We start from the raw sequence: 12,782 nt of genomic DNA, 5'->3' as shown, positions 1-12,782 counted from the left end.
AGCTTAACACAAACGGCCAGTATTAATTTACTGGCCGTTTTTTATTTTAACATAAACCATAAAAACACACAATTTATAAACGTTTTCTTAATTCTAAATCTAATTTCAGTTAATACTGCAACTGCAAATTTGCACCATCAAATCAAAAAACTAATCATGGTCAAAAATTTACTACTAGCAGTATTATTGCTGTGTTTTTGTGTTTCCAGTTCTCTTAGGGCGCAAACTACACAAGCATCGATTTCCGGTATTATTACCGACGAAAAAAAACAGCCAATTCCTGGTGTATCCGTGCAGGTTAGAAACACCTCAACAGGTTTTACTACAAAAACAGCAACAAATGGTCAAGGAGAGTATACATTTAAAGAGCTTCCTTTAGGAGGACCATATTCGATAAAAGCACTTTACATGGGCTACGGCGAACAAACCAGGAGTGGTTACATGTTAAATCTTGGTGATGTAGCGAAAGTTTCCATCACTATGCAAGAAGCTTCACAAAACCTTACAGATGTTGAAGTTAGTGGCTCTTCGTTAAGAAATAAAGTACAACAATTTGGAGCTTCAACAGAAATTTCATCAAAAACGATGAACATTTTACCTGTAAACGGTCGTAACTTTAGTAGTTTGACTGATTTATCGCCTTTATCAGGTCCTGGTGGTATATCTGGTCAGTTAGGTTCATCTACTAATTTCACTATTGATGGTATGACCGCGAAGAATCCTACATCTTCTGGCAGCACAACCAGTCGTAGTGGCGCACCATACTCAATCTCGATAGAAAGTGTTCGTGAATTTAAGGTAGTAACCAACCAATACGATGTTAGCTTAGGTCGTTCAGGTGGTGGAACCATTAGTGCGGTAACCAAATCGGGTACAAATGAAATTACAGGAAGTGCATTTGCTTATAACCGTGCTGATTTCTTAGCGAGTAAATATGATATCAGAGGAAATCCAAGAGTTAATGATTTCTCTACTTACCAATATGGTTTTAGCTTAGGCGGACCAATCATCAAAGATAAACTACATTATTTTGCAGCATGGGATCATCAAAGAGATTCTCGCCCATTAATTATTGCAGATATTAATTCTGATGCTGATGTTGCTCGTTTTAACATTACGAATAGCACATTAAATAACTTTTTAGCGGTTGCGAGAAGTAAGTATGGTGTTGCTAACACACAACAATTTGGCTCATTTCCTAAAAAAAGAGGTACAGATGCCGGATTTCTTCGTTTAGATTGGCAAATTAATGACAAAAATTTATTAACCATTAGAGATAATTATACTAATGATAGAAATCCATTAGGTTTAGGCGATAATACAGCAATAAATTTCTACGAAAGTTATGGTAATGATAAAAACGTTGATAACAGCTTATTGGCTACATTACGTTCTACAATTAGCAGCAAAGTAACTAACGAATTAAAGTTACAACATTTATATACCTACCAATCCAGTACGCAGAACGATGAGTTAGGTTTTGCCATTCCAAGAGCTGTTGTTTCCAACTTAGAATCTATCTCTCCTACAACTGGGGCAACATTAGCAACTGCAGTTCAAATTGGCGGACACCGTTTCGGGCAAGAGGGTTTTACAAATAATGTTTTCCAATTGGTAGATAATTTCTATTATAACACAGATAAAATTAAATATACATTTGGTATAGACATCATGTACACCCATGCAAAATCATTGTATGGAAGTGAAGTGAATGGCCGTTTTACATTTAACACCTCGGGTACCGTTGCAGCAGGAAACAGGCAAACCTCTTTACAAAATTTTAACAACTTAATTCCAATCAGCTATTACAGAGAAGTTCCTTTAGTTGATGACCCAACTGTTATTGGTAACTTATGGAATTCTGCGATATATGGTCAAATGCAAACCAAACTTGGCAAAGGTTTAGACTTTACAGGTGGTTTACGTCTAGACTTTAGTAAATATCCAACCTCGCCACTTAACCAACAGCTATTTGATGCGATTGGCGTGAGAACAGATCACAAGTTAAAACAATTTTTAGTTCAGCCTAGAGTTCAGTTAAACTGGGATATTAATGAAAACAGAACAGATTTTGTTCGTTTTGGAGCAGGTATCTTTGGTTCAGATATTAACAACTACATGACCATTAATAACCTTACCTTTGATGGTAAACATTTTGCAACTGTTGATGTAACTGGCACAGGTGTACCAACGCCTAACTTTATTGGTTATAGAAATGGAAGTGCATCAGCGCCAACTTTAGCAGCGTTACAAATCCCAACCATAAATACTTATGCTGAAGATGCAAAAATGCCTGTAGTGTATAAAGCCAACTTATCTTATAACAAATTAATAAATGATAAAATACGTATTGGTATTACCGGTTATGCAACTTTAGCACGCAATAACTACATGTATATTGATAGAAACATGGTTGCAAACCCTTTCTTTACCTTATCAAATGAAGGAAACAGAGGTGTATATGTGCCAGCAAGTACTATTATTCCGAGTAACGGAGTTACAGATTGGAAAAGAGGCCGCTTAACGGATGCATTTGGTAGAGTTTTAGAGTTAAACAGTAAAGGAAAAGTTAATCAATTTGCTGTAGTTGTAGATGCGACATGGAGATACTTTAAAGATGGAGAAATTTCAGGAAGCTTTACCTGGAACGATGCTAAAGATAATACTTCATTTAACGGTAACGTTGCCAACTCTGCAACATTATCTTTGCCTGTTGTTGATGATCCAAGAAACTTAAACAACATGACTTATTCTAATGGCCAGTTCAGAAATAAGGTTGTTGTTTATGGAACATTACCATCATTTCATGGCATTAAAGCAGGTATTCGTTATTCAGGTATTGGTGGCACCAGATATAGTTTATTATCTGGAGGAAACACAAATGGCGATTTTGTAGCTACAAATGATTTAGCATATATCTTTAATCCTTCAAATACAAATGTACCTGCAGCGCTTAGAACTGCTTTACAAACATTATTGGCAAATGGCGATGCAAGCCAGAGTTTAAAAGATTACATCAACAAATACCAAGGTACGTTTGCCGAGCGTAATGGCGGCATAAATGGTTTCTATGGTACAGTTGATTTAAGATTAGCCTATGTGTTTAAATTTGGTCCACGCAAAAAACAAAGTCTGGAAATTTCTGGCGATTTGTTTAACGTAGCCAACTTATTTAAGAAAACTTGGGGTACAACAGAAACTTTAGGTACACAAGCACTTTATGCTGTAACTGGATTTGATGCTACAACTTCGAACTATAACTACCGTTTAAACAATACAGGGGTTGTAATTCCAACAGGTAATCCTTGGCAGGCACAACTTGGCTTGAGATACGGATTTTAATTACCAAAGGATATTTAATATCTTTTAATAAAGTCATAAAAAAAGGGAATGGATTTTTATCCATTCCCTTTTTTTATGTTTGCACCTACAAACAACAAAACTTAATGGGATTATTATTAAACTACCTGAAAGGTCACAAGTGGATTGTGGCTTTGGCGCTCATACTTGCAGGTGTAAATATTGGTTTTTCTTTGATGGATCCTTATTTCACGGGTAAGATCCTGGATTTATACATAAATAAAAGAGCCGCTTTCAGCAGCAAAAGTGCTTACATCTGGGGCGCATTAGGTTTTATTGGCCTGGCTATCGGGGCTGCTATGGTATCCCGTATAGCTAAAAACTTCCAGGATTACTTTACTAGCGTGATCGTACAAAAAGTTGGCGCAAAAATGTATGCCGATGGCTTACAGCATTCTCTTAAATTACCTTATCAGGTTTTTGAAGATCAGCGAAGTGGCGAAACTTTAGGCATTTTACAGAAAGTAAGATTAGATTCAGAAAAATTTATCACTGCTTTCATCAGCGTACTTTTTGTAAGCTTAATCGGGATGATATTCGTAATCGTTTATTCTGTTTCAATCAGCTATAAAGTAACCCTGGTTTACTTTGCAGCAATTCCAATCATTAGTTTTGTAAGCTGGTTTTTGAGCAGAAAAATTAAAACCATTCAACGCTCTATTGTTGGCGAAACTACTGCGCTTGCGGGTTCTACAACTGAATCATTAAGAAATATAGAACTGGTAAAAAGCTTAGGTTTGGCCGATCAGGAAATTGAAAGACTAAACAAAACCACCTACAAAATTTTAGGCTTAGAACTTAAGAAAGTTAAATATGTACGAAGCATGAGTTTTGTTCAGGGAACTACGGTAAACCTGGTTAGAAGCTCAATGATTGTTGTACTTTTACTCTTAATTTTCGATAATACCATTTCACCAGGACAATATTTTTCGTTCTTATTTTATTCGTTTTTTCTTTTCGGACCGCTACAGGAATTGGGCAATGTAATATTGGCATGGAGAGAGGCTGAAGTATCGTTAGGAAACTTTAAGAGGATTCTAAGCACACCTGTCGATCAGAAACCAGCAAATCCTATTTCGATTAAAAAGATTAAAGAACTTACTTTTAAATCAGTAAGCTTTAAACATTTAACTGCAAACAGAAATGCCTTAGAAAACATTTCTTTTACGACACACAATGGCCAAACTATTGCCTTTGTCGGTCCATCAGGTGCTGGAAAATCTACCTTAGTTAAATTGCTGGTTGGTTTATACCCTGCAAAACAAGGCGAAATCCTATACAACGGAACAACCAGTCATGATATTGACTTAGATGTTTTACGCGAAAAAATTGGTTTCGTAACTCAGGATACGCAACTTTTTTCGGGTACTATTAGAGAAAATTTATTGTTCGTTAACCCAAGTGCTACGGATGAAGAATGCTTTAAGGTTTTAAATCAGGCGGCGTGCCAAACTTTGCTGGCCAGAGCTGATAAAGGTTTAGACTCGCTAATTGGCGAAGGTGGTGTAAAAGTTTCAGGAGGCGAAAAACAGCGTTTATCAATTGCCAGAGCTTTACTACGCCAGCCAGATATTTTAGTGTTTGATGAGGCAACTTCTTCGTTAGATTCCATCACGGAGGAAGAAATTACCAAAACCATTAGAAATGTTTCTGACTTGACCGATCATATTACCATTCTAATTGCACACCGTTTATCAACTATTAAACATGCTGATGTAATTTACGTTTTAGAGAAAGGCCAGATCATTGAGCAAGGTTCGCACGAAGCATTAATTGCACAAAACGGTTTATATCAGGCTATGTGGCGCCAACAAATTGGCGAAAGAATTGTTGAAGCATAATAGAATCTCAAATTATGTTATTACAAACGAACGTTAACAGCAATCATGTTGCGCTTTTTATAATTATACCAGCCATTTTATGGCTGATACTTATTTTAATTGCACTTTACCACATTTCAAGGAATAGCGGAATGAGCTTTGGCGTTAAAGTTTTGTGGTTTATAATTATAATAACAGCACCATTTTTAGGCTCTATTATCTATTTAATCTGGGGCAAGAATAAGAAATTCTAAAGGTTGCAAAACCTTTGGATAGCAAAAAAGCAGGGCTACTTTTCCAACTGGAAAGCAAGCCCTGCTTTTCTATTTATAATTAAATGTAAGCTTACGCTTATTTCTGTCTGAAATAGATTTGAATTGGTGCACCAGCGAAATCAAAATTCTCTCTCAATTTATTCTCTATGAAACGTTTATACGGATCTTTAATATATTGAGGCAAATTACAGAAGAACGCAAACATTGGCGATGTACCGTTAATTTGTGTGATATATTTAATCTTGATGTGCTTTCCTTTTAATGCAGGAGGTGGAAATTTCTCGATTAATGGCAACATTACATCATTTAATTTCGATGTAGGAATTTTCTTACTACGATTTTTGTAAACTTCTAAAGCAACCTCAATTGCCTTAAAAATACGTTGCTTATTTAATACTGAAGTAAATACGATAGGCACATCAGTAAATGGGCGAATGCGCTCGTGAATCTGCTCTTCAAAAGCTTTCATCGTTTGTGTATTCTTTTCAATTAAATCCCATTTATTAACCAATATTACGATACCCTTCTTATTCTTTTCAGCAAGGTGAAAAATATTGATATCCTGGCTTTCAATACCTTCCTGTGCATCGATCATCAAAACAACAACATCCGCTTCTTCTAAAGCTTTAATGGTACGCATTACCGAGTAAAACTCGAGATTTTCTTTAACCTTAGTTTTTTTACGTAAACCTGCAGTATCAATTAACATAAATTCATGACCGAATTGGTTATAATGAATTTTAATTGAATCGCGGGTTGTACCAGCATTTGCAGTTACGATATTACGTTCTTTACCAATTAAAGCATTTACCAATGAAGATTTACCAACGTTCGGACGACCTGCAATTGTAATTTTAGGTAAAGCGTTTTCTTCTTCGGGTTCATCCTCAAAATTCTTGATGATTTCGTCCAACAACTCACCAGTACCAGAACCCGTCATCGAAGATAATGGGTAAACCTCGCCTAAGCCAAATCCGTAAAAAGTACTGATTTCGCTATGTAAAGCTGTATTATCTACTTTGTTTGCAGTAACAAAAACAGGCTTGTTACTCCTGCGAAGTACCTGTGCAATATCATCATCTAAATCAGTGATTCCAGTAGTTACATCAACCATAAAAATCAGCACGCTGGCCTCTTCAATGGCAATCATCACCTGCTCGCGGATAGCTGCTTCATAAACATCTTCCGAGTTTGCAACATATCCACCTGTATCTATTACGGTAAATTGTTTATCAGTCCATTCGCCAACGCCGTAGTGTCTGTCGCGGGTTACGCCGCTCATATCATCTACAATGGCCTTACGGCTTTCTGTTAATCTATTAAAAAGGGTGCTTTTGCCTACGTTTGGCCTGCCTACGATGGCGATAATATTACTCATGGGTATTCTAATTGATAGTTAATGGCTTATAGTTAATGGTCGTGGCGTTTAAGCAAGCTGCTTAAACTATTTGGCTATCAGCCATTGACTATCAACTACTAACCGATTTATTTCGGGCTGCAAAGGTACGGTTAATTATCGTAACCAAAGCTCTTTAAGTAATTCTTTTTACTTCTCCAATCGGGAATTACTTTAACAAACAGTTCTAAAAAGACTTTAGTATCTAAAAATTTCTCGGTTTCGATACGTGCTTCGGTACCTACTTTTTTAAGCATGCTACCACCTGTACCAATTAAAATATTCTTCTGCGAATCGCGTTCTACTACAATTTCTGCAGTGATGCGAACCATCGATCCTTTACCGTTTTTTAGTTCTTCCTCTTTAAAACTTTTCACTATTACCTCAGTACTATAAGGAATTTCCTTTTGATAGTTTAGAAAAATTTTCTCACGGATAATTTCTGAAACGAAGAAACGCTCAGAACGATCAGTTAAATCTTCTTTATCATAATATGGCGGATGTTCTGGCAACATTTCCAAAACTCGATCCAATAATCCATCTACATTATGTTTATGTAATGCGGAAATTGCATAAATGGCAACTGGATTTAACTTTTCCTGCCAGTAAGCAATCTTTTCATCAACTTGCTCTTGCAGTGCTTTATCAATTTTATTGATTAGTACAATTGTTGGAATATTACGGTTCAGAATTTTCTCTAAAACATCTTCCTCATCATGCTCTTCGTTAATATCTGTAACAAATAAAAGTACGTCAGCATCGGTTAGAGATCCGTTCACAAAGCTCATCATACTCTCTTGCAAGCTATATTTCGGCTTAATTATACCTGGAGTATCAGAAAAAACAATCTGATATTCTTCTTCATTTACGATCCCTAAAATACGATGCCTGGTAGTTTGAGCCTTAGGAGTTATAATGCTAAGTCGCTCGCCTACAAGCACATTCATGAGGGTTGATTTACCTACATTTGGTTTACCTATTATACTAACAAAACCTGCTTTATGCGCCATTAAAATATTTTTTAAAAAAAATTTGCAGCACAAAGAAACGAATTATATCTTTGCATTCCAATTCGGAAATAGAGTTAAGGATTTAATTCAAAGAAAAAAACGAGTTGTATAGAGTGCGGGGTGGAGCAGTTGGTAGCTCGTCGGGCTCATAACCCGAAGGTCGCACGTTCGAGTCGTGTCCCCGCTACCAAAAGAGTTGAAAGACACTCTGAAATTTAATGGCCCGTTCGTCTAGGGGTGAGGACGCCAGATTTTCATTCTGGAAACAGGGGTTCGATTCCCCTACGGGCTACAGAAAAACAAAAAGTTGATTTAAAGCGATTTCGCTGACGATCAACTTTTTTTCGTTTACGGGTATTGTTTGGTATTGTCCACTTTATAGATTTCACTTCCCCTATAACTTCCCCCAACGTAATTTGAACTTTCTAATTAAAATAAACTCATAATTAAACCATCCCCTTGATATCTGCTTAGCTCCTTTTATTTCATTTGGCTGTTTTTATAATTTCTTCTTCGATTAATTATAAACTGAGATATTTAGCAATGCGATGAAGAATACACCATGGATAAGATAATTTAGATCTTAATCAACGACTTTATCTAAAATTAATTATTTTAGATACAAAATCCCCGCCCTATGAAAAAATTACTACTAATTATCGCCATAGCCATCTGCTCATTTGGCACACAGGCTCAAACCAAAACGGCTGCAGTGCCTGATGTTATCTTAAAAACAAACGGAGAAGAACTCAAAGGAAAAATTACCAAAATCAATGATGATGGCGTTTCTTTTGTTTACACAGGCGAAACACTGGAATACGCCATTAAAAAGTCAGACATTCTTAAAATTACACACTCAAGCGGAAGAGTTGAACTTTTTTCACAAACCCTTCCTGCCCAGGATCGCCAAAAGGATGCTGTATCCATGACAGCCACCCCAGCAGATCATCACAATAAAATTGCCGTCCTACCATTTACGTTTTTAATGGATAATCAACCTGGAGCAGAACAAGTGGGCCTTAAAGCCCAGGAAGATGCTATTGGAATGTTATCAAAACATTCTGACGGATATACCATATTAGACGCGAGAACCACTAATGCTACTTTAGTACAGGCAGGTGTAACCAGAGATAAAATGATAGGTTATACCATGAAAAACCTTTGCGATATTCTGGGTGTAGAATACATTATTGATGGTTCAGTAATTCAGGCCAAAGGTTACCAAACCAGCACCTCGGGCGCAAACGGAAATACAAAAGTAAAGCGTGATGATGGAGACAAAATAAAGGATGTATCAAGCTCAAGTACAGTGTACAGCAATGCTGTTCAACGCTATGATGTAAGTGTTTCTTTGCATATTTATATGGATAACAATGCAAGTATTTATAACGAAAGCCACAAGGCATTTCTATCCAATACCGACGGCTCTTATTCGGGGCCATTAGAGTACCTTTTAAAAAGGTGCCCACTTTACAGAAAATAGCATCTAATGACCATACTGATGACAGATATCCATCAGCATAATTTTACAAAATCAGATCAGAAATAATCTTCCTACTACGCCCAATGAGTTTTAAAACTTTACGCTATATTCTAATTCAAGCCTTAATTTTGGTTTCCGTAGCAGGAACTTTTGGACAAACAAAAGATTCATTACCTTCTGATTCTTCAAAACTCAAAACCAAGCTGAGCTTTGTTGCCAGAATGCAGCAGTTTGCTGAAAAATCGGCAAAGAGCAGCATTGATGATTTCGAAGGCGATAAAGCTGCAATTGCCCAGAATAGGATTTTGGAGGAGATTAAGAAAAAGATACAAAAAGCCAAAAGCTTCTTAAAAAATGGTGTAGATACATTAGGCACAAAAGCAAAGCTGATAAGTTTAAACGAGGACTTCACAATTGCAAAAGATGGTGTATTAACCAACAAAGGCAGCTCTCAAACCTTTCGGAATCTAACTACAACCTCAAAAATTTTAACCGAATTATTAAACAAGGCTAATGCAAGCAAAGCCAAATTAGACCTCTATCAAAGCGAGGTTAATCGCTTTAGATACGACCTCGACTCGCTGCTTAGCCAGCGAGATCTATTTAAATTTTCTTCTGACTCCGCTACCCTATCAAAATTTATGGGGCAGCTCGTTGTTGCCGCTTATGAAGTAAACCCAGTCGACAGCTCACTAAAGAAAGAGAATAACAGCATACAAGGCATGCTTAACCAGGTTAATTTGCAGGTTTTTAAAATAGAAACAGGTCTGGAAGAAATAGAAAGATACAAACAGGACATAGCCCGCAATACTTTCTATAGAGATTTCGACAACATTTGGGGAAAGGTTGCATTTTATCGTCCGTTTAGCGAAATTCTAAATCAGGCGCAGGCAAAAGGCTTACTAACACTTGTATTTTATCTGCAAAATAACATCGGGAAATTAGCAATATTACTTCTTATCATTTCTGCCGCATTTATTTACCTGCGCTCTTTAAAAAGCATTTATGAAGCCAATAAACTAACAACTGATAATTATGAAGGGCAAAGGGTATTACGTTATCCATTTTGGTCGGCTTTACTGATCAGCGTCAGCTTGTTCCAGTTCATGTTTTTCTCACCGCCTTTTATTTTAAGCGTTATCTTCTGGCTAATCAGTTCATTAAGCTTAACCATTATATTCAGAGGTTTTATCACCAAATACTGGATGAATGTATGGTTGCTTATGGCTGTATTTTTTATCATTTCTGCACTCGATAATTTAATTCTTCAGGCATCGCGTACCGAGCGCTGGTTAATGCTTGCCTTATCATTAACAGGAAGTATTGTTGGTTTAATGGTTTTATTTAAAGGCCGAAAAGAAGAATTGAGAGAAAAACTAATCCTCATTGCAATTGGGCTTATGGTTTTTCTCGAACTTGCTTCATCAATCACCAATATATTTGGCCGCTATAACCTTTCCAAAGCTTTACTTATCAGCGGTTTTCTCGATGTAGTGGTTGCCATTCTATTTCTTTGGACCATCAGATTAATTAACGAAGGGTTATTTTTAGCCTTTAATGTTTATACCAAACAAGATCCTAAGCTTTTCTACCTAAACTTCGAAAAAGTTGGCAAAAAGGTACCCGTAGCTTTTTACCTATTATTAATTTTCGGGTGGATTATTCTTTTCGGAAGGAACTTTGCAGGTTTTGAATATGCATCGGCCCCTTTTAGAGATTTCTTTGCAAGAGAAAGAACAATAGGTGATTACTCTTTTACCATTAACAGCTTATTGCTCTTTATTTTAATTATGGGCATCTCGGTTGCAACCTCTAAAATTGTTTCATTTTTCGCATCAGATAAACACCAGGTTCAGGATGATAAAAGCAAAAATGCACTTCAAAGTGTTGGCAGCTGGTTGTTGTTAATCCGCATAGGAATATTAAGTCTCGGGCTTTTTCTTGCAGTAGCTGCCGCAGGCATTCCTGTAGATCGAATAACAATTGTATTGGGTGCATTAGGTGTTGGTATTGGTTTTGGCTTACAGGCTTTGGTAAATAACCTGGTAAGCGGACTTATTATCGCCTTCGAGAAACCTGTAAATGTGGGCGATATTATAGAAATCGACGGACAGGGCGGAACAATGAAATCCATCGGATTTCGCAGCAGCGTGATTTCAACCTGGGATGGCGCGGACGTAATTATGCCTAATGGGGACTTATTAAACTCTCACCTAATTAACTGGTCGATGGGCGGAAGCAAACGGCGAACACTCCTTTCAATTGGTGTAGCTTACGATTCTAATCTCGAAAAAGTTAAAGAAATACTAACGCAAACACTCGATGGAAATCCAAATGTTATCAAAACACCTCCCCCAAGTGTTAACTACGAACAATTTGGAAACAGCTCAATAGATATAAAAGTATTCTTCTGGACAAAACATTTCAGAGAAGCCACCCAAACAAAAAGTGAATTAATTATTGCAATTAATGATGCGTTTAAAAGCGCTGACATAAAAATCCCTTATCCGCAACAAGATATAACCATCTATAAAAATGAGGATTTTGATACGCGTAAATAAAAAATCTATCTTTTATAATGAACTCATAATCAATACAAAAAAGCACTATACAAAAAATATTGAAAGAAATTCTTTTCTAAGTTTTGCAAGTATGAAAACAAATCTTACCTTTGCACTCCTTCAAACGAAGAATCTTTTGAAGATATAGAGTGCGGGGTGGAGCAGTTGGTAGCTCGTCGGGCTCATAACCCGAAGGTCGCACGTTCGAGTCGTGTCCCCGCTACAAAAAAGAGTTGAGAGACACTCTTAAATTTAATGGCCCGTTCGTCTAGGGGTGAGGACGCCAGATTTTCATTCTGGAAACAGGGGTTCGATTCCCCTACGGGCTACGAAGCCGCTTCCAAAAGAAGCGGCTTTTTTATTTCGCATTCCTTTTACTAGATGCAATATCAAAACCAGATTTTAACACAAAAGAAATCGCATACTTCAGACGCTCATCTCGAGGAGATGCAGGAAGCAGAAAATAAAGAATAAGAAAGAAACTTGGCTTAAGTACAGTGATGACTTATCAATCCGGGTTGGTTAACTTATAACAGTTTGTAAGCACAATAACTTCTCAAAAATCATTTTTTCTAACCAAACATTAGCGTTAGTGTAAACAAAACGCCAAGCCAAACTGTAATAGCGATCACATAAACAGGCCTAAATTTTACGCTTGTTTTTTTAGCTCCTGAAACGCTTAATAATCCGAAAAAAAATTCTAAAAAAATTTCTAACATAATAATCCCCTCATTAGTAAGATATTAAAAATACGATAATGTTACAATTATTAAATTGTGTCTTATTCGAACCTTAACTTTGTCTTATCCTGGATCAAGCAAAAAAGTTGGGGAGTTGAGAAGTTTATTTAATTTTGTTCAACATTATTATTTTGGAC

Annotated in this window: 7 protein-coding genes and 4 tRNA genes; 9 read left to right on the top strand and 2 right to left on the bottom strand. The window is 36.6% G+C overall.

The window, feature by feature from the left end; all coding sequences use genetic code 11:
- Positions 1–156 precede the first annotated feature (156 nt).
- The 3 genes from ABD692_RS09530 (at position 157) to ABD692_RS09520 (ending at position 5,434) form a co-directional block, all read left to right on the top strand.
- Positions 157–3,342, top strand: a complete 3,186-nt coding sequence (locus ABD692_RS09530; RefSeq protein ID WP_344766556.1) for a TonB-dependent receptor — start codon at positions 157–159, stop codon at positions 3,340–3,342.
- A gap of 104 nt (positions 3,343–3,446) precedes the next feature.
- On the top strand, positions 3,447–5,201 hold the full coding sequence (locus ABD692_RS09525; RefSeq protein WP_316755687.1) for an ABC transporter ATP-binding protein: 1,755 nt from the start codon (positions 3,447–3,449) through the stop codon (positions 5,199–5,201).
- Between the two features lie 14 nt (positions 5,202–5,215).
- A complete protein-coding gene (locus tag ABD692_RS09520; RefSeq protein ID WP_344766552.1) occupies positions 5,216–5,434 on the top strand; it encodes a PLDc N-terminal domain-containing protein in 219 nt (72 codons plus the stop codon).
- Positions 5,435–5,531: 97 nt separating this feature from the next.
- On the opposite strand, the gene der is transcribed toward ABD692_RS09520, so the two are convergent.
- Both der and era read right to left on the bottom strand, forming a co-directional pair.
- Complete coding sequence (gene der / locus ABD692_RS09515) at positions 5,532–6,833, bottom strand: ribosome biogenesis GTPase Der (RefSeq protein WP_316755683.1); 1,302 nt, start codon at positions 6,831–6,833, stop codon at positions 5,532–5,534.
- A 131-nt stretch (positions 6,834–6,964) separates the two neighbouring features.
- Positions 6,965–7,861: a GTPase Era gene (era, locus tag ABD692_RS09510; RefSeq protein ID WP_344766550.1), complete on the bottom strand. Its 897-nt coding sequence runs from the start codon at positions 7,859–7,861 to the stop codon at positions 6,965–6,967.
- A gap of 114 nt (positions 7,862–7,975) precedes the next feature.
- Between era and ABD692_RS09505 the strand changes: the two genes are divergently transcribed.
- The 6 genes from ABD692_RS09505 (at position 7,976) to ABD692_RS09480 (ending at position 12,234) form a co-directional block, all read left to right on the top strand.
- A tRNA-Met gene (locus ABD692_RS09505) sits at positions 7,976–8,051 on the top strand.
- Between the two features lie 30 nt (positions 8,052–8,081).
- Positions 8,082–8,153, top strand: a tRNA-Glu gene (locus ABD692_RS09500).
- Between the two features lie 345 nt (positions 8,154–8,498).
- A complete protein-coding gene (locus tag ABD692_RS09495; protein ID WP_316755678.1) occupies positions 8,499–9,344 on the top strand; it encodes a hypothetical protein in 846 nt (281 codons plus the stop codon).
- An 83-nt stretch (positions 9,345–9,427) separates the two neighbouring features.
- Positions 9,428–11,905, top strand: a complete 2,478-nt coding sequence (locus ABD692_RS09490) for a mechanosensitive ion channel family protein (protein ID WP_344766546.1) — start codon at positions 9,428–9,430, stop codon at positions 11,903–11,905.
- A 150-nt stretch (positions 11,906–12,055) separates the two neighbouring features.
- Positions 12,056–12,128 (top strand) — tRNA-Met (locus ABD692_RS09485).
- A gap of 34 nt (positions 12,129–12,162) precedes the next feature.
- Positions 12,163–12,234, top strand: a tRNA-Glu gene (locus ABD692_RS09480).
- Positions 12,235–12,782 lie beyond the last annotated feature (548 nt).

This window comes from Pedobacter ginsengiterrae (genome assembly GCF_039537385.1).
Lineage (GTDB): Bacteria > Bacteroidota > Bacteroidia > Sphingobacteriales > Sphingobacteriaceae > Pedobacter > Pedobacter ginsengiterrae.
Note: the sequence above shows the minus strand (reverse complement) of the source record. Positions and strands in the feature narration are given on the sequence as shown.

Bases quoted from the DNA above. Each gene is read 5' to 3' on its own strand.
- ABD692_RS09530 (WP_344766556.1), top strand. From the start codon at position 157: ATGGTCAAAAATTTACTACTAGCAGTATTATTGCTGTGTTTTTGTGTT.
- der (WP_316755683.1), bottom strand. From the start codon at position 6,833: ATGAGTAATATTATCGCCATCGTAGGCAGGCCAAACGTAGGCAAAAGC.
- ABD692_RS09525 (WP_316755687.1), top strand. From the start codon at position 3,447: ATGGGATTATTATTAAACTACCTGAAAGGTCACAAGTGGATTGTGGCT.
- era (WP_344766550.1), bottom strand. From the start codon at position 7,861: ATGGCGCATAAAGCAGGTTTTGTTAGTATAATAGGTAAACCAAATGTA.
- ABD692_RS09490 (WP_344766546.1), top strand. From the start codon at position 9,428: ATGAGTTTTAAAACTTTACGCTATATTCTAATTCAAGCCTTAATTTTG.
- ABD692_RS09495 (WP_316755678.1), top strand. From the start codon at position 8,499: ATGAAAAAATTACTACTAATTATCGCCATAGCCATCTGCTCATTTGGC.
- ABD692_RS09520 (WP_344766552.1), top strand. From the start codon at position 5,216: ATGTTATTACAAACGAACGTTAACAGCAATCATGTTGCGCTTTTTATA.